The sequence below is a fragment of the Xanthomarina sp. GH4-25 genome (genome assembly GCF_045363175.1).
Lineage (GTDB): Bacteria > Bacteroidota > Bacteroidia > Flavobacteriales > Flavobacteriaceae > Xanthomarina.
This window is the reverse complement of the sequence record NZ_JBJFLO010000004.1, coordinates 193,076-210,530: the sequence shown is the minus strand read 5'-3', so window position 1 is coordinate 210,530 and position 17,455 is coordinate 193,076. Positions and strand designations below refer to the sequence as shown.

General features: G+C 32.7%; 13 protein-coding genes. 2 read left to right on the top strand and 11 right to left on the bottom strand.

All coding sequences use genetic code 11. The features are described from left to right. Nucleotides 1-89 precede the first annotated feature (89 nt). Nucleotides 90-1,070: an endonuclease gene (locus tag ACI5KZ_RS07280; protein WP_406847320.1), complete on the top strand. Its 981-nt coding sequence runs from the start codon at nt 90-92 to the stop codon at nt 1,068-1,070. Here the strand turns inward: ACI5KZ_RS07280 and ACI5KZ_RS07275 are convergent. The 3 genes from ACI5KZ_RS07275 to ACI5KZ_RS07265 all read right to left on the bottom strand — a co-directional run bounded on the left by ACI5KZ_RS07275 (nt 1,051) and on the right by ACI5KZ_RS07265 (nt 5,779). Then, entirely contained in the window at nt 1,051-1,428 is a 378-nt protein-coding gene (locus ACI5KZ_RS07275; protein WP_109308316.1) for a hypothetical protein, read from the bottom strand. The two genes, ACI5KZ_RS07280 and ACI5KZ_RS07275, sit on opposite strands and share 20 nt — an antisense overlap. Before the next feature lie 81 nt (nt 1,429-1,509). Then, on the bottom strand, nt 1,510-2,934 hold the full coding sequence (locus ACI5KZ_RS07270) for a DUF5689 domain-containing protein (RefSeq protein ID WP_406847319.1): 1,425 nt from the start codon (nt 2,932-2,934) through the stop codon (nt 1,510-1,512). Between the two features lie 37 nt (nt 2,935-2,971). Further along, on the bottom strand, nt 2,972-5,779 hold the full coding sequence (locus ACI5KZ_RS07265; RefSeq protein ID WP_109308314.1) for a TonB-dependent receptor: 2,808 nt from the start codon (nt 5,777-5,779) through the stop codon (nt 2,972-2,974). A gap of 139 nt (nt 5,780-5,918) precedes the next feature. Here ACI5KZ_RS07265 and ACI5KZ_RS07260 point away from each other — a divergent pair, with 139 nt between their 5' ends. Beyond that, a complete protein-coding gene (locus ACI5KZ_RS07260; protein WP_109308313.1) occupies nt 5,919-6,971 on the top strand; it encodes an endonuclease in 1,053 nt (350 codons plus the stop codon). Between the two features lie 65 nt (nt 6,972-7,036). Here ACI5KZ_RS07260 and ACI5KZ_RS07255 read toward each other — a convergent pair whose 3' ends face one another. From ACI5KZ_RS07255 to ACI5KZ_RS07220, 8 genes are all read right to left on the bottom strand, one after another. Then, nucleotides 7,037-7,477 carry a hypothetical protein gene (locus tag ACI5KZ_RS07255; RefSeq protein WP_406847318.1) on the bottom strand — a complete coding sequence of 147 codons (441 nt, stop codon included), beginning with the start codon at nt 7,475-7,477 and terminating at the stop codon, nt 7,037-7,039. Between the two features lie 104 nt (nt 7,478-7,581). Continuing rightward, entirely contained in the window at nt 7,582-10,131 is a 2,550-nt protein-coding gene (locus tag ACI5KZ_RS07250) for a TonB-dependent receptor (RefSeq protein ID WP_406847317.1), read from the bottom strand. Nucleotides 10,132-10,293: 162 nt separating this feature from the next. Next, entirely contained in the window at nt 10,294-11,946 is a 1,653-nt protein-coding gene (gene pgi, locus ACI5KZ_RS07245; RefSeq protein WP_406847316.1) for a glucose-6-phosphate isomerase, read from the bottom strand. Nucleotides 11,947-11,950: 4 nt separating this feature from the next. Continuing rightward, the gene (locus ACI5KZ_RS07240) at nt 11,951-13,252 is read right to left on the bottom strand and encodes a peptidoglycan DD-metalloendopeptidase family protein (RefSeq protein ID WP_406847315.1); all 1,302 of its coding nucleotides are present in this window, start codon (nt 13,250-13,252) and stop codon (nt 11,951-11,953) included. Further along, nucleotides 13,210-14,133 (bottom strand): tryptophan 2,3-dioxygenase family protein, encoded by a 924-nt coding sequence (locus tag ACI5KZ_RS07235; protein ID WP_406847314.1) that lies wholly within the window; start codon nt 14,131-14,133, stop codon nt 13,210-13,212. The genes ACI5KZ_RS07240 and ACI5KZ_RS07235 overlap by 43 nt, the downstream gene beginning before the upstream one ends. Beyond that, on the bottom strand, nt 14,133-14,915 hold the full coding sequence (locus ACI5KZ_RS07230) for a DUF3108 domain-containing protein (protein ID WP_109308308.1): 783 nt from the start codon (nt 14,913-14,915) through the stop codon (nt 14,133-14,135). The genes ACI5KZ_RS07235 and ACI5KZ_RS07230 overlap by 1 nt, the downstream gene beginning before the upstream one ends. 148 nt (nt 14,916-15,063) lie before the next feature. Next, nucleotides 15,064-16,224: a 4-hydroxyphenylpyruvate dioxygenase gene (gene hppD, locus ACI5KZ_RS07225; protein ID WP_109308307.1), complete on the bottom strand. Its 1,161-nt coding sequence runs from the start codon at nt 16,222-16,224 to the stop codon at nt 15,064-15,066. 12 nt (nt 16,225-16,236) lie between these two features. After that, nucleotides 16,237-17,397 (bottom strand): homogentisate 1,2-dioxygenase, encoded by a 1,161-nt coding sequence (locus ACI5KZ_RS07220; RefSeq protein WP_109308306.1) that lies wholly within the window; start codon nt 17,395-17,397, stop codon nt 16,237-16,239. Between the last annotated feature and the right edge of the window lie 58 nt (nt 17,398-17,455).

Genomic DNA, 17,455 nt, shown 5'->3' with positions numbered 1-17,455 from the left:
AAGATAAAAGACTACATCACTGTTTGTATCAACTTCTCCTGGAGTCTTTAACAGTTATATATTAACATAGTTTTAATTAATTTTGATTCATGACAGATTTATCTGGAACTCTAAATGATAACAACCTACTAACAGTCGCTTTTTACAACACTGAAAACTTGTTTGATATATATGATAGTGAAACCACTAATGATTCCGATTTAACACCAACTGCAGATAAAAGGTGGACTTCGAAACGCTATGGAAGGAAAATAAATAACATTGGCTTTGCAATTTCTAAAATAGGAATGCTGGAAACAAATAAACACCCAGCATTAATAGGTTTGGCCGAAGTTGAGAATGAATCTGTAATTAAAGATTTAATAAGCTCTAATCATTTAAATCCCTTTAATTATCAATATGTCCATTTTGACTCTAAAGATGAACGTGGAATAGATGTCGCTCTTCTTTATAATGCTTCCGTATTTAAAGTTGAAACTGCTTCGCCATTTTTTATTGAATTATATAATAATGCTGGAAAACCAGATTACACAAGAGACATTTTATTAGTGACTGGTTTTTTAGATAGTGTCAAGATACATGTCATTATTAATCATTGGTCTTCAAGAAGAGCAGGTGAAAAAGAAACTGAGCATAAACGCTTGGCTGCATCAAACAAAGTAGGTGATATTATTGCTACAATAAAAAGCACTGATTCTGATGCGAAAATTATTATTATGGGAGATTTTAATGAAGACCCTTCAAGTTTTAACATCAAGCGTTTAGTTGACGGCTTTCAACTCGTCAACCCAATGACAGCACTTAGAACCTATAGTAGAGGAACATCTAACCATAACAGACAGTGGAATGTTTTCGATCAGATTTTTTTTACTAAAAACATCTTAGAATCGGAAACCAGTCATATTCAGTTTGAAAAAGCAGATATTTTTGATGCTAATTTTCTTAAAAAATCCAATGGAAAATATAAAGGATCTCCTTTAAGAACTTATGTAGGCAAAAAATATCATGGAGGTTATAGCGATCATTTTCCAGTATATATTACGCTAAGTATTAAACTGCCTGCCAAATAATTAAGCCCAACAAAACACAAGCTACAGGTAGCAGCCAAAGCATAAAAATTGGATAATTTTGAGATTTCTTTTTAAGCATTTTAGCATTCAACACTTTTCGCTTTTTACCTGCATATTGAATCCAGTTTTTAAAAAACATAAAAACTGCTATCAATACAAACAAAAACCACGCTTTATCTGGAGACATGGTATCCATATGCATCTGCCTAAAGAACCCAGCAAAAAAAACACCTAACATAAACAAAATAGCACATTGCAATATGGATATATAAATAGTAGCTATTTGATTCGCTTTTTTGCTTTTAGCATCTTTATAGTGTTTAAACACATTGAAAAAAAGGGAATCGAAAAGTGTCATAGGTATTGTATTATGAAAATTAAAAAAACCTGCTAATCTCTAAAAGTCAGCAGGTTTTAAGATATTTATTAGAAAGCTATATTAGTTAGCTAAAATTTTGTAATTATCTATTTGGTATGCACCATCAAGAGTTTCGTCTGTACCAGAACCTGTAACTTTAAAGGCTAAATATATTGTTCCAGAATAATCTGAAATATCAATTAATCCAGAATTTACAAACTCATACCAAGAATTTGCTTGCGTTGGTAGGTTTGCTGAAACTGGTTCCCAAGTAGCCCCTAAAACATCTGAGCCATCAAAGTCTGAAGAAATAAAAATTTCTAAAGTGTTTTCAGGAGAATCTAAGTGATGTTGTGCAGCTTCAAAATTTACAAAAGCATTATCTAGTGTTGACATATCAATACCAGGTGTTACTGTCCATGCGATATTTACAGCATCTCCAGAACCAAATGTACTAAACTCTATATATCCATTTCCAGAAAACGTTTTTTCTCTCCAAACACGAGATCCCTCTTCAGAGAAATTAGTCCAACCTGGAAAATCAAAATTTGTATTGTTTACAGCAGCTTGAAAATCTTCATCAAGAACTAAGGTGAAATCATCTATATTTAAAGGAGTACATCTAGTTCCTTCCATAGCAACATCATCTGTAGAGTTTAATGCTAAAACAAGACTTGAACCATCATAGGTTTTATTAACTACGGCAGCAATAGATCCATTACCTGTTGGTAATAAATAATCTCTAAAAGTTGAAAAACTACTTGTTTCTAACTGAAACGTTGAATATCCAAAGCCTGCGCATGCTTGTAATGTTCTATGAGTATCGAAATCCTGTGATGGATCGAAATAACGTTTTCCATTTAAATCATCTGCAAATTCTGCATTATCAACCTGAACAAATACACCAACTAGACCACCATTAATTTCAGAAAAACTAAGATTAAGTGGAGTCATTTCTTCTGTAGTTGGAGATCTAAAAACATGAGAGTTTGTTTGAATTCTCCCTAAGCTTGTTACTGTTGTTCCATATTGGTCGGTTTCAGTACCACCTCCAATAGTGATAACACCATTTTCAATACGCTCTTCACCTACATAAAGATCTTTTAAGCTAACATATACTTCTCTACCAAAATTAAATTGATTGTATGTGTCAACTTCATTAACTAAAACCTTAATTGCAATTGTTGGGTTTGTTGGACTGTCTTGAATAAAGAATTCTTTAAAAAAATTTCCAGTTCTGTCTGACGAAGATACATACCCTTTTATATAGTCGTTTAAATCTATAAGTACAGCAGAATTGTCTCCTGGATCTGGCTCTGTAAGATACTTCGCTTTAAGTTCTGCCATGGTAATTTCTGTTCCATTAGCAATTAAATTATTTAAATTGGTGTTTTCTTCGTCACCCATACTACTTGGCACCGTATAATCGTCGTCTTGCACACAAGATGCAACAGTGAAAATCACCATTAAACCAAGAGCTATTTTTAAAAATTTATTTGTTTTCATGAGTAATAATTTTTAATTAATTTTTTCTTTTTCTTTTTTAGAATCTAAAGTTAACATTTAAAAAATAAGTGGTTCCACGTCCATACCAATATTTTGAACCGAACACAGGTTTATCATTACTTTTATCTGCTAATAACTCATTGTAATTAGCATTTCTTCCTTGTTCAAAACCACCTGTTTTATAGACTTCGTCTAATAAGTTGTTGATACTTGCAAAGAACCCAATATAATAATCTCCTATTTTCCACGATTTTCCACCTGTCAGGTTAACAACCATGTAACTATCAAACTCTTCTTGCTTTAATAATTGATTTGCCACATCTTCATCGTAATTATTAATTGGTAAACCATCACTAGCTAGATAGAAGTTTTCAGTTCTAGTTAACGGACTAACATCTACGTATGTGTTGGAGAAGAAATTTGCAGTTGCTCCAAACCACCAATAATCTGGGTCTCTATATTCAAAACCAACCGAATAGGCTTGTTGAGGACCACCTGCAATTTTATAGTCTTTTAAATTAGATGTATAAGTTGGTGTTCTTCCTAATTCTCCATTTTCACTAAAACTTGATGAAGTTAAATATAAATTTGGATTATTTGAGTAAGTATATTGACCTATAGAAGCAACTCCTTTTAATAAAATAGTTGGTGTTACTTGTGCTTGTATTCCTAATTCTGCTCCAATATGTTGCTTATCTATACCGTATAAAATTTCTTGAACAAAAGCAGAAGTTTCGTTAAATACTACACTAGCATTAGTAACACCATCAGCATAGTAAAATGAAACTTCATTAGCATCTTCAATTTTAGAATAGAAGCCAGTAAGTTTTGCTTTAACAATTGGAGATCTATAAATATAGCTGATATCTGCTGAGGTTATTTTTTCTTCAGTAATATTATCTACTACACTCTTATTTTCTCTTGAATTAGAATACGTGTTTCTTATAGAAGGTGCTTGAGTAATATAACCAGCGTTCACATCTATTAAATGTTTCCCTGTAATTTTATAGGTTAATCCACCTTTTGCTCCAATTCCAGTAAAAGAAAGTTTTTCACCTTTCCCCGAAGAATTATCTATTAACACATTTCCTGCATCATCTGTTTTAATATAACCTTCATTTTGCCACAACCCATCTCTTTGGTATGTGGTATTTGTTAAACTAGCAGACAGGTAAAAATCTACTTTGCTGTATTTAAATTGTGCTTGAGCATAACCTGAAACAACTTCAGATAAAATGTTGTAGTTATATCTGTATTTATCACCTTCACTCACTAAACGGTTTGGATTTTGGTAATCGTATTGAAAACCATCAAAAGAATCAACATTTAGATAACCTACAGTTGAGCCTAATAAATCGATAATTTCTCCAAAGTTTTCAGATTTTAAATTTTTATAGGTAAATGCTGCATTAACTAAAATATTCTCGTTAACCTCAGTGTTAAAAATAGAATTTACAGACAATTGTGTGTCATCACTTCTATCTTCGTATAAGACGTAAGCACCAGGTTTTTCGCCATTTACAGGATTATTATTAGTAAGGTTGGCATCTAAAATACGTTCCCAATCTACTTGACCTCCATTAATAAAATTCTGCTCAGCTATATAAGCTCCAGCATAATCTGGACCATCAGTATCTGCAAGAAAATAACTAGGTAATAATTGATAATAAGCTGGACTTGGGTTTCCTCCACCACCATAATCTAAACGGCTGTTTCCTATTTTACCAAATTGGTAACCAATATTCGTGTTTAAGCTAGTTTTACTACTTATATCCCAATAATGATTTAACATTAAAATTGGTTCTACAACTTCTTTGATACGTGAGTTTTTCTTTTCACCATCTAACCAACCCCAATATTCGTTGTATTTAATGTCTTTTAAATCGTATACTTCTTGTGTGTTTGGCGAAGATTTCCCTCTACGGTTTGGAGTATAAATAGATGTAAAGTTTAAGCTATGTTTTTCGTTAATAACCTTTTCAACTGAAGCAAAGAATGAATTGGCATCGTATAAAGTACCATCTTGATAGCCTTCATTACCCCAACGTCTTCCTGCCATAATGGTAAAAGCCCATCCTCCATCTAATAAACCAGATGAATAACTTCCCATAACTCTATTGGTATAGCTTCTGTTAGATGAAGAGTAGGTAATACGACCACCTTCTCTATATTGAGACGCTCTAACAATCATATTTGTGGTTCCTAAAATACCACCAAAGTTATAACTAGAAGGTTTAAGTCCTGTGGTTAATTCTTGATTTCTAAGAACGTCGTTTAAACCTCCCCAATCACTCCATTGTGGTCTACCATCATATAATTTGTTCATTTCAATTCCGTTAATTAAAACAGAACCATTTTCTGAATTTAAACCTCTTACTTTAAAGAAAGATGAGCTAAACTCGAAAGCTGCTGTACGTTGAAACAAGTCCATTGAAGATTGTAACAGTCCAGAAATATTATCTAAACCGCTATCGTCGCTATCAAGTTCATCGTCAGACAATGAAATTGTAAACAAATTGGCATCAGCAACATCTTTAGTTAAGGTCATGTCTGTAATGTTTAACGTTTGACCTTCATTTACTACTATTGGGTATCTCTTAGAAGCAAACCCATTTTTAGAAATGTGTAGCACTTGTTCTCCTAATGGCACTTGTTCTAGAAATTGAAACTCACCTTTTGCGTCAGTTTCAACTGATAGTACAGTACCTTCAACAGTAACAGTTACACTTGGAATTGGTTCAAAAGAAATGGCTTCTGTGACACTTCCCTTTACAACAGTCTCCTGAGAGACAGCTGTAACAGTTGAAAAAATTCCGAATAGAAAAATAAAAAAACTTTTTTTCATACTTGAATTTATAGTTAATAGTTCTTATTTTATTAATTAATAATTAATTAAAGCGAGCAAATTTACATTATTTATAATAAATATTTACTTTTGGCAGAAGTTTTGTATTAACATAACAATAACATAACAATCTAATTAGATGAAAAAATTAAAATTCTGGGTAATTGCTATTCTAATAGCTTCATTTATCAACGTAAATGCTCAAGAAAAAAAGTCCTTTAAAATACATACTGTTGCATTTTATAATTTAGAAAATTTATTTGATACGATAAACGATACCACTAAAAATGATGAAGCAAGTCCTATCATGGAAATGAAAGGCGATATTGAAACGGTCTACAAAAAGAAGGTTCATAACATGGCTCGTGTGCTTTCGGATATTGGAGCAGATGTGGCAAACAACTCTCCTGCAATAATTGGTGTTTCTGAGGTTGAAAACAGAAGCGTCATGGAGGATGTTGCTAACGATCCTCAATTAATTGACAAAGATTACGGGATTATTCATTACGATTCTCCAGATCGTCGTGGTATTGATGTTGGTATGTTTTATCAGAAAAAATTATTTACACCTTTGTATACTAGTAGTCATGAACTTGTAATTTATGATGATAGTTCGAGAGAGCGTGTTTACACGAGAGATCAATTATTGGTAAGTGGCAAGCTAGAAGGAGAGATGATTCATGTAATTGTTAATCACTGGCCTTCTAGAAGTGGTGGTGAAGCTAGAAGCAGACCAAAACGTGTAGCTGCTGCAAAACTTAGCAAAAAAATTATAGACTCATTACAAACTATCGATCCTTATGCTAAAATATTTATCATGGGAGATTTAAACGACAACCCAAATAATGCAAGTGTTAAAGACGTTTTAAAGGCTGAAAAAGACAAAGAAGATGTTGGCCTAAAGGGTATTTACAATCCAATGGAAAGCTTCTTTAAAATGGGCTTAGGCTCTAATGCGTATAGAGACAGCTGGAGTTTGTTTGATCAAATTTTAGTAACGCAACCATTAATTGAAAAAGACTACTCGTCTTTGAGATTTTATAAGGCTGGAATTTACAATAAAAACTACCTTGTAAATAAGAGAGGTCGATGGAAAGGGTATCCTTTACGTAGTTTTGCCGATGGCGGTTTTACAGATGGCTTTAGCGATCACTTTCCTGTTTATGTTTTTGTAATTAAGGAAGTAGAATAAACCCTATAATAACACATAAAAAAAACGACTCTAATGAGTCGTTTTTTTTTATGTGTTTATTTAGCTTAAGCTAACCAAGTACTCCATGGAATTCTCGATAAAAACAAGATTAAAGCCAACGTATAGAATATCGATAAGGTTTTAAATTTTGCTTCAGAAAGTAATTTCTTTTTATGCTTAGAATACCCAATTGTAATAAGTACAATTGCTATAATATTTACCAGTGGATGTTCTACTAAATACAATCTATCTACAGAATTTTTCATTATTTCTCCCATTCCAGATTCGCTAAACAAACTAAATCTTGGTGACACAAAATAAAGTATCAATCCTAATAATAATTGAATATGAGATACAATTAAAGTGAATAAAGCAATTCTAAAGTCTTTGGCTCCATATTCTTTTTTACCTACCAGTTTAATAATACTATTAATTACTGCTAACACTAAAATTAAAAGCACCAAATAAGCCCAATAAGAGTGAAGTATTTTTACCATGTTATACATATCTATGATTGTTTTGTTGTTATAACACAAATGTAGTAATTAAAACGCATAAAAAAACCTCTTCGTGATGAAGAGGTTTTTATAAAATATCATTTTAAATAATACTAGAAGTTAAAACGGATACTTGTATTCCAAGTTCTTCCGTAACCAAAACGTCCATTATTACTTGTATTAACACCTTTGTAGTTTTCTTCTGGATTACTAGATGCTGCAGTGTTTCCATTTACAGACTCTAAATAAACCTCATCAAATACGTTGTTAACGTTTACTCTGAATTGTAGCGAGTTTCTATCGTCTTTTCCTACTAACATTTTGTAAGAGAAGCCAGCATCCACCATGTCATAAGAAGGCAAACCAATAGTAGCTTGTGTTAAAGATCCTGTTGAATACATATCGTTATACCAGTTCCAAGCACCATCGACACTTACTCTTGGCAAAAATTCCCAACTTGCATTAATACCAGCATTCACTTGTGCAGCTCCACCAACATTAAACCCATCGATTTCAACTTCAATTCCTTCACCTACTTCGGCACCATCATTATCAAACGTTCTTTGAGTTGCATTGTCCTTAAATTGCCAGTCACCTAAAGAAAGGAAACCATTCACCCTAACATTGTTTAATGGTTGTGTAAACACTTCTAACTCTACTCCCATATGTACTTGTTTCACACCAAAAGTTTGATAACTTAAAAAATCATCTCCTTCTTCTCCATTACTTCCAATAAGCGTTCTATTACCCCAAGTAGTATGGTATAGGTTTAAATTTGCCTGAATTTTTTCACCACCAAATTGATAACCAGCTTCAAATCCAGTAATTTCTTCATTTTCAACTTCTGGGTCTAATAATTCATTACTACCTCTATCATCTTTATACATGGTATCATGGAAAGGCTGACGAGAATAATAACCAGCATTAACAAATACTTTGTGCATGTCAGTAATTTCGTAAGCAGCACCAACTTTCAAATTGAATCCAACATTGTTTATTTTACCTCCCTCTTCTCCTTGGCCAGGAGTTGAAGTATTTAAAAACTCTGTTCTTACGTGAGATTGATTAGATAATGCTCCTTGGAAAAAAGCTGATAATTGATCTTTAGAATATTCTAATTGTGTAAAGATTCCAGCATAATTTATTTGTTCTTCATAATCATAACCAAAACGTTGTGAATGGTCTGTATTTGGGTTGAAGAATACATTCCATGGGTTAATCCCTCCTGCTTCAGTTAAGTAATATGTTTCACCACCACTGTAACCTGAACTTGCACTTACTGAATCTACAGTAATAAATTCTCTAATATCTCTAAAGTGAAAACCATGATATAAACGTACATCTGCACCAACATTAAAGTTTAAGTTTTCTGTTAATTGGTTGTTGTAGTTAGTAACCAATCCATACCAATCGTGGTTATTGTTAGAACCTCTAGCATAATCTACAGATCCAATAGATTGAGCAAAACTACCTCTTCCCATAGAACCATATAATACGGTAGAAAGCTCAGACTTTTCATTAATCGTCCAATCCCAACTTAAGTTAGCTACTGGCTTGTGGTAAATGTTTCTACCTCCTGGATATACACCACCATGTAAAGTGTTTGGGCTTTCTACTCCTGTAAAACTCCAACCGTTATATCTTCTACCTCTTCCATCATTTTTTTCTGGATCTAAGTAAGTAGATATTTTATTACCTCCAGCTACTGCATGCCATTGTGGTGCACCTGTTAGCATAAAGTTTAAGGCGTGATTATCGTTAGGTTGGTAACCTACAGAAATATAATAGGTTTGTCCTTGACCTTGTGTATAATCTACATACCCATCACCTTGCCAGTGTCCAAATAAAACACCTAAAGACCAACCTTTTTCGTTTACTCCTGTTGAGTAATAAGCCGTTGATTTAATGTAATTATCGTTTCCTACCATTTGTTGTACAAAACCACCTTCTTTTCTGTCAATAGTTTTTGTTACAATGTTTACAGTACCACCAACTGAAGAAATAGCAAGCTTAGAAGCTCCTAAACCACGTTGTACTTGAACAGCGTTTGCTACGTCTAAAACACCAGCCCAGTTAGACCAGTACATTTTACCGTCTTCCATTCCATTAATTGGTTGTCCATTTAATAAGAATGCTGTATTCGTTTGGTCGAAACCACGTAAAAACATTTGTCCATCACCAAAAGCACCAGCTTGTACACTTTGTACAGAAGGCGTTGATTTTAAAACCTCTGGTAAATCTGAGCTACCAGCTTTTTCTCTAATTTGATTTGCCGTAATAGTAGAAACAGCCACAGGCGTTTTTCTATCTTCTGCTAAATCGATAATACCACTACCTATAATAACAACTTCTTCTAAAGAGTTATCAGAAGTAAGTGTAATATTTCCTAGGTCCGTATTACCACTAAATTTTACTAATACTTTACCAAAACCAACATAAGAGATTTCAACTTCTCCTTCAGTAGAATCCGTAATTAAAGTAAAATACCCATTGAAATCTGAAGACACTCCGTTGGTTGTCCCTTTTTCAATGATGTTAGCACCTGGAAGAGGTGCAGCCATTTCGGCATCCATAATTGTTCCTGTTACAGTGGTCTGCGCCATTGTAAAAGCAGTAAACATAAAAGCACCTGCTAAAAATAATAATCTTGTAATTTTTTTCATTGTATTAAAAAGATTTGTTCCTAATTTTTTTGCAAAATTACACTTAATTAATTGATAATTATTATGTAATTGTTAAGATTTTTAACACAATGAAGATATATAATAAAAGGACTGTTATTACTTTAATAAAAAAAAAGCTATTAACATGGTTTTCAACATGTTTTATGTTAAATTTTTATAATACTGCAACAAATTTAAGGTAGAAGCATCATGATTGACAAAAGTGTTATTTTTCACTTCTTTTAAAATTTTTCCAGCCAACTGTTTACCTAACTCAACTCCAAACTGGTCGAAGCTAAAAATATTCCAAACAATACCTTGTACAAATATTTTGTGTTCGTACATAGCAATAAGCTTCCCTAAGCTTTCTGGTGTTAATTTTTTAATGAAGATTGTGTTTGTAGGTTTGTTTCCTTCAAAAACTTTGAAAGACATTAACTTCTTTATTTCTTCGGAAGACAAACTCTGTGCTTCTAATTCTTTTAAAACGTCTTCTTTTGTTTTACCATTTAAAAGCGCTTCTGTTTGTGCAATAAAGTTAGAAATCAACCTGTCTTGATGGATGTTGTTTCCATGTAAACTTTCAGTAAAACCAATAAAGTCGGCAGGAATTAGTTTTGTGCCTTGATGAATTAATTGAAAAAATGCATGTTGCGAATTGGTTCCTGGTTGCCCCCAAATAACCGAACCTGTTTGATAACTAATAGGCTTTCCATTTCTATCCACACTTTTTCCATTACTTTCCATAAAACTCTGTTGCAAATAGATTGAAAATCTATTTAAATATTGAGAATAAGGAATAACAGCTTCGGTTTCAGAATTAAAAAAATTATTATACCAAACACTTATTAGTGCTAAAATTACGGGAATATTCTTATCGAATGCTTCAGATTTAAAATGCGCATCCATTTTATTAGCTCCTAATAGAAGCTTTGTAAAATTCTCAAAACCTACAGAAAGACTTATAGACAAACCAACAGCACTCCAAAGAGAAAATCTGCCTCCAACCCAATCCCAGATAGGAAAAATATTAGATTCGTCAATTCCAAAATTCTTTGCTTTTTCAATATTAGTTGAGACAGCTACAAAGTGTTTTGAAACTGTTTCTTGATTTGCATTAGAGTTTTTCGATAAAAACCAATCTTTAATAGTATTTGCATTCGTTAACGTTTCTTGAGTGGAAAATGTTTTAGAAACAATGACAAAAAGTGTGGTTTCTGGATTTAGTTTTTTAATAATTTCGTTTACATGATCTCCATCAATATTACTAACGAAATGCGTATTTAAGTGATTTTTATAATACTCAAGTGAACCAACAACCATAGAAGGTCCCAAATCGGAACCGCCAATACCAATATTAACAACATCGGTAAATGCTTTTCCTGTAAATCCTTTTTTAGAACCATTTATTATTTGAGCTGAAAAACGTTCTATTTGTTTTTTAACTTCAGTAATATTAGGGATAATATCTTTTTCATCTACACATATTTGATCCGATTTATTTGCCCTTAAAGCAGTATGTAGAACGGCTCGGTTTTCAGTTTCATTAATAATTTCTCCTGAAAAAAAGCTTTGAATAGCCTCATCTAATTTTACTTCTTTTGCAAGTTGATATAATAAAGACAGGGTTTCTTCGGTTAATCTATTTTTAGAATAATCAACATAGAAATCTTCCCATTGAACCGTTAATTTATTTGCTCGTTCTTTATCCTGAGCAAATAAATCTTTCATTTGAATCTCTTTTACAGATTGAAAGTGCGCCTGAAGTTTATTCCAGGTAACAGTAGATGTTGGATCAATCTTTGGTAAGCTCATAAAATTAATTTACCTGAGTAATTAACTTATCTGAAGGTTGTGCTGTTTCAACTTCAAATTTAATCGTATCTAATTGAACTTTTAAAGGGGCAATATATTCTAAGTATTTTGCTTTCAAAACACTTGATATTGGCTCAGCTTCAGGTAATTTTTCTCTAAACGGATCGACTTGCTTTCCGTTTTTCCAGAATCGATAACATACATGAGGCCCAGAGGTGTTTCCAGTCATTCCAACCCAACCAATAACATCGCCTTGTTTTACATATTGACCAACCTTCACATTTTGTTTTTTCATATGGAGGTATTGAGTTTCATAGGTTGTATTATGTCTTATTTTTACATAATTACCATTGCCTCTTGTATATGCAGATTTTGTAACCGTTCCGTTAGCAGTTGCTCGAATTGGTGTACCAACACTAGCAGAAAAATCTGTTCCTTTATGTGGTCTTATTTTATTACCATATAAAGCAATACGCCTTTTAAGGTTGTATCTAGACGATATACGTTTATATTCCACGGGGGCTTTTAAGAACGCACGACGTAAATTATTGGCTTCCTCGCTAAAGTAATCTTTTAAGCCTTTAACACTATCTGTTTCAAATTCGAAGGCATAGAAATCTTCATTCTTATGTTCGAAAACAGCCGCTTTAATATTGTCTATTCCAGCATATATTGTGTCGTCAATATATTTGTCTGTATAAATAACTTTAAATCTATCTCCTTTTTGAAGTCTTGTAAAATCTATGGTCCAAGCATAAATGTCAGACATTTTATAGGCTAAAATAAAACTAATTCCTTTTTGGTCTAGAGTTTCGGAAATATTACTAGAAATTACGCCAGACACTTCTTTTTCAACATATTTAATAGGTTTTCTGCTTGTATACGCATGTATTGAGTCTTGAAAATTTAATACAATATACTCTTCTCTATTAGGCTGATAGATAAAACATTTAGGCTCTTGTAATGAGTCTTTAGAACACAAAATAGTATAGGGTTTCCCTATTTGAAGTTTTCTAATATCGAAGCTATCTCTAGCTTTTTCAGCTATTTGAAATATTTGAGGATACCCAATTTTATGACGTTGCATAATTTCGCCAAAACTGTCTCCAGCCCTAACGGTATCTCTTTTTACGTAAAAATCGTTTAGATTAAAACCAAATTCGAAGATGTCTTCTGGTATAACAACAGCAAGTTCTTCTTCTTCAATTATCAAGGGCTTATCTTCTTTACAACTATTTAATCCTAAAATAATTGCAAAAATTATTAGACATCTTTTCCCCAATCTTGTAATTCTTGTTTGGTCCATAGTTCTGGAAAAAATATTCTTCTTTGATATTTTGGATGCATGTATTTTACCCATTCACTTCCTCCTGTTGCTTCAGCTGTTTTACCACCAATATTTAAATAGTGATTTGCTGTGTTATAATGTGCCATAACCCATTTTATGTTTACTGTATAATCATAATGGCGCATGGCATTTACTAAATCTTTATTTTCTTTAACTTCCTGTGGTAGCTCTTTAAACTTGGTCCACAAATTATTGGAATTATAGAATTTGGCAAATCTAATAAATTCATCTTTGTATCGTTCTTCAAAAACTGTTAATAAATAACTTTTTTTGCCTGTTTTATAGTCTTTTCCAGCAGCTTGCCAATACAAATGGTTAAAAGCATGTTCAAAAGAGGTATTTCTATCAATGGTTTCTCTAAATCTGTTATCTATTAAATTGATAAGTTCTGTAGACGCTAATTCAATTTTCCGGTATTGTGCACTTTGGAAGCCACTTGCTGGTGTAAGGGTGTTTCTAAATTTATTATATTGTTCTACATCCATGCCATCTCTCATAATCTCGAAAGAAGATGTAAGCATATCAAAATATCTGCTAACTCGCATTAATTTGGTTGAAAAGAAATCAGCTTGAATATGGACAGTTTTGGCTACTTGGTCTATTTCCCAAAGTATCATTTTAAACAACAATTCGTTGATTTGATGATACATAATAAAAACCATTTCGTCTGGCAAAACAGTACGTTGCGTTTGTAGGTCTAAAAGTGCATCTGTCTGGATATAATCCCAATAATTTATGGGCTTGCTATATAACAATCCTTTTAAATGAACATCTAAATCTTGTCCTATATCGTCGAATTTTTCTTTAAGCTGATTGGTTAATTCTTGGTCTAATTCCATTAGTTTTTTGCTACTATTTTAAATGGGTGTTTTAATCCTTTAAAAGCATTTAAATCAGCTCTTAAAGAGCCAACTGCTAGATCTGCTTGGATACGTAAAGGTACTTTATTTTTATCATTTGAAACCCATAATGTCAAGCTTTCTTCTTCTTTAAAAACTCTTCCAGCCATTACATATGGTCTAAATTTTAATGCTCTAATTTTTCCAAATTCTGTATCGATAGTTTCTTTGCCTAAATATTTTAATTTAAAGCCATAATTTTCATCATCGAAAAACATATCCACATGAACTTCATCTCCTTCTTTTAAGGTTGGAATATCTAAGTTTTCTCTTAAATAATAAAAGGTGGAAACCATGTCCTGAATATTTGGTTTAGTATCGAAAACCTTTTGTTTGTTGTGTTTGATGTTATTTACGTAGGCTTTATGTTTAACCTGATCGAAATCGATTTCAATATTTTTTGTGTGTCCACCTTCGTTTATATCTCGAATAAACTTATATGGCATGATGTTTTGTTTATCAAAATAGCTTTCATATCTATCTTCCACCTTAAAAAACCATTTGATAGCACCAGTAGTCCAGCCTTTACCAACAACATGATATACGGGTTTATTTTTGTAGGTCGCGTTTTTAACTGTAAGAGTTGCTTCTCCTGCTTTTAAAAACCCACTATAACTCATTTCAAACCGAAACCATTCGCCAACATCAAAAGAACTTTCCTTTTGAGAAAAAACTGATTGTACAAACAGGGTTATTAAAATTATTAGAAGTGATTTTTTCATACTTTATAATATCTGTAACTGTAACTTATGGAATACATTTTTATTGTCTGCTTTCCATATTACAATTACCATTCCAAATGTATAAAACTAAAAAACTCTATCCATAGTTTGGATAGAGTTTTTAGCTGTATATTTAGTTAAATATTTGTTATAATGTCCCTCTTAATTCTTGTTCGCGTTCAATAGATTCAAAAAGGGCTTTAAAATTCCCAGCACCAAAACCACGTGCTCCCATTCTTTGAATAATTTCGAAGAAAAGAGTTGGTCTATCTTCTAAAGGTTTTGTGAAAATTTGCAACAGGTAACCTTCTTCGTCGGCATCAATCATAATACCTAATTTTTTTAGGGTTTCAATGTCTTCACGCAATTCATGGCTATAAGTTTCTAATCTTCCAGGAACAGCATTGTAATACTCTTCTGGAGGTGTAGATAGAAACTCAATTCCTCTAGAACGTAAATCTGCCACAGTTTTAATTATGTCGTCTGTTGCAACTGCTATATGTTGTACGCCAGGTCCTTCATAAAAATCCAAATATTCTTCAATTTGAGATCTCTTTTTCCCCTCTGCAGGTTCGTTAATAGGGAATTTGATTCTACCGTTCCCATTACTCATTACCTTACTCATTAAGGCTGAATATTCTGTATGAATTTGTTTATCGTCAAACGAAAGGAAATTTACAAATCCCATAACATCTTCATACCATTTCACCCACGTGTTCATTTCTCCCCATCCAACATTTCCTACCATATGGTCTATATATTTCAAACCAGTAGGTTTTGGATTATAATCTGATTTCCACTCCTTAAAACCAGGCATAAAGGTTCCTTTGTAGTTTTTTCGTTCAACGAACATGTGAACAGTTTCTCCATAAGTATAAATTCCAGCTCGAACAACTTCGCCATGTTCGTCAGTTTCCACTTTTGGCTCCATATATGATTTTGCACCACGCTTTGTTGTTTCTTCGTAGGCACTTCTAGCATCGTCTACCCATAAAGCAACTATTTTAACACCATCTCCATGTTTTACAATATGATCGTTAATTGGTGATTTACTGTTTAAAGGCGTTGTTAAAACCAGTCTAATTTTATCTTGTTTTAACACATAACTAACCTCATCTTTTGACCCGGTTTCTAACCCTTTATAAGCATAGGACTGAAAACCAAAAGCTGTTTTATAAAAATGTGCTGCTTGTTTGGCGTTGCCAACATAAAATTCCACATAGTCTGTTCCTAATAAGGGAAGGAAATCTTGAGCTCCTTCAAATATTTTCTCTAATCCGTAATCTACTGATTTTATTTCTTTACTCATTTTTCAATAATTTTAATGATCTAACCAAGATTTAAAATAATCCTCGTCTGCTATTTTTAATGCTTCTTCTGTAATCTTTAATGGTTTAAACGTATCCACCATAACTGCTAATTCGTCTGTTTTAACTTTTCCAATACTACGTTCTACTGCTCCTGGGTGTGGACCATGTGGAATTCCTGCTGGATGTAAAGATATATGTCCTGCATCTACATCGTTTCTACTCATAAAATCGCCATCCACATAATATAAAACCTCATCACTATCAATATTACTGTGATTGTAAGGTGCAGGAATTGACAACGGATGATAATCGTATAATCTTGGCACAAAGCTACACACTACAAAGGCATCTGTTTCAAACGTTTGATGCACTGGAGGTGGCTGATGTATACGTCCCGTTATAGGTTCGAAATCGTGAATTGAAAGGGCATAAGGATAACTATATCCATCGTAACCTATAACATCAAACGGATGAGATGCATAAACCATTTCGAAGATGTCGTCTTGTTTCTTTACTTTCATTAAAAACTCTCCAGATTCGTTGTTGGTTTCCAATTCTTGTGGTTGACGAAGATCTCTTTCGCAAAACGGTGCATGTTCTAATAATTGCCCAAACCAATTTCTATATCTTTTTGGTGTATATATTGGTCTTCTGGATTCTACAATAAAAAGTCTGTTATCTTCTGAGTCAAAATCCATTTTATAAATTGTTCCTCTTGGCACAATTAAATAGTCGCCATATTTAAAATCTAGATTTCCTAAATGTGTCCGTAATTTTCCAGTGCCTTTATGAATGAAAATCATTTCATCTGCATCGGAGTTTTTATAAAAGTAATCAGTTGTAGACTGTTTTGGTGCTGCAAGAATAATACTGCAATCGCTATTGGTAAGAACTATTTTCCGGCTTTCTAAATAATCGTTTTCTGGTTTTACCTGAAAGCCTCTTAAACGATACGATTGGATGCTATTTTCTTTAGCAATTTTTGGGGCCACACTATATTGTTTTTTTATAGCTTTAACTTGGGTTGGCCTTTGTTCGTGATATGAATTTGTAGACATACCATCAAATCCAATGGTGCCAAATAATTGTTCGCTATAAAGGCTTCCGTCTGGTTTTTTAAACTGTGTATGTCTTTTAGGAGGAATATTTCCTAGTTTATGATAAAATGGCATTTTTTATAAAATTATAGATTAAAAGTGATGAGTTATGAGTTGGAATTTCAACTTCATA

What these genes read in the sequence shown, in the direction of transcription:
- ACI5KZ_RS07280 (WP_406847320.1), top strand. Translation starts at nt 90, where the DNA reads ATGACAGATTTATCTGGAACTCTAAATGATAACAACCTACTAACAGTC.
- ACI5KZ_RS07275 (WP_109308316.1), bottom strand. Translation starts at nt 1,428, where the DNA reads ATGACACTTTTCGATTCCCTTTTTTTCAATGTGTTTAAACACTATAAA.
- ACI5KZ_RS07270 (WP_406847319.1), bottom strand. Translation starts at nt 2,934, where the DNA reads ATGAAAACAAATAAATTTTTAAAAATAGCTCTTGGTTTAATGGTGATT.
- ACI5KZ_RS07265 (WP_109308314.1), bottom strand. Translation starts at nt 5,779, where the DNA reads ATGAAAAAAAGTTTTTTTATTTTTCTATTCGGAATTTTTTCAACTGTT.
- ACI5KZ_RS07260 (WP_109308313.1), top strand. Translation starts at nt 5,919, where the DNA reads ATGAAAAAATTAAAATTCTGGGTAATTGCTATTCTAATAGCTTCATTT.
- ACI5KZ_RS07255 (WP_406847318.1), bottom strand. Translation starts at nt 7,477, where the DNA reads ATGTATAACATGGTAAAAATACTTCACTCTTATTGGGCTTATTTGGTG.
- ACI5KZ_RS07250 (WP_406847317.1), bottom strand. Translation starts at nt 10,131, where the DNA reads ATGAAAAAAATTACAAGATTATTATTTTTAGCAGGTGCTTTTATGTTT.
- pgi (WP_406847316.1), bottom strand. Translation starts at nt 11,946, where the DNA reads ATGAGCTTACCAAAGATTGATCCAACATCTACTGTTACCTGGAATAAA.
- ACI5KZ_RS07240 (WP_406847315.1), bottom strand. Translation starts at nt 13,252, where the DNA reads ATGGACCAAACAAGAATTACAAGATTGGGGAAAAGATGTCTAATAATT.
- ACI5KZ_RS07235 (WP_406847314.1), bottom strand. Translation starts at nt 14,133, where the DNA reads ATGGAATTAGACCAAGAATTAACCAATCAGCTTAAAGAAAAATTCGAC.
- ACI5KZ_RS07230 (WP_109308308.1), bottom strand. Translation starts at nt 14,915, where the DNA reads ATGAAAAAATCACTTCTAATAATTTTAATAACCCTGTTTGTACAATCA.
- hppD (WP_109308307.1), bottom strand. Translation starts at nt 16,224, where the DNA reads ATGAGTAAAGAAATAAAATCAGTAGATTACGGATTAGAGAAAATATTT.
- ACI5KZ_RS07220 (WP_109308306.1), bottom strand. Translation starts at nt 17,397, where the DNA reads ATGCCATTTTATCATAAACTAGGAAATATTCCTCCTAAAAGACATACA.